This window comes from Pantoea sp. GbtcB22 (assembly GCF_019091025.1).
GTDB classification, from domain to species: domain Bacteria; phylum Pseudomonadota; class Gammaproteobacteria; order Enterobacterales; family Enterobacteriaceae; genus Pantoea; species Pantoea leporis.
Window position 1 is genome coordinate 1 of the sequence record NZ_JAGXKB010001075.1, and the last position, 229, is coordinate 229.

Annotated in this window: 1 protein-coding gene; it reads left to right on the forward strand. The window is 64.2% G+C overall.

The window, feature by feature from the left end; genetic code table 11:
* Positions 1–229: tetratricopeptide repeat protein (locus KVT28_RS27545; protein WP_217551539.1), on the forward strand; the 229-nt coding region annotated here is incomplete at both ends.

The following is a 229-nucleotide window of genomic DNA, read 5'->3' on the forward strand; positions in this document are numbered from 1 at the left end:
TAACGCCCGCGCAACGGTGCTCGACACCGTTGCCAAGATCAATATCACACTCGGCCGACACGACGAGGCGCTGGAACAGGCCGAGCGCGCCTTTGCCATGGCCAAGGACAAAGGACGGGTCTGGATTCAGGCCAGCATTCTCACCACGGTGGCCACTGCCCACCGAGAACTGGCGCATTTCGACCGATCGATTCGGCTCGGCACGAAGGCGCTCGCCCTGGCCCGCGAG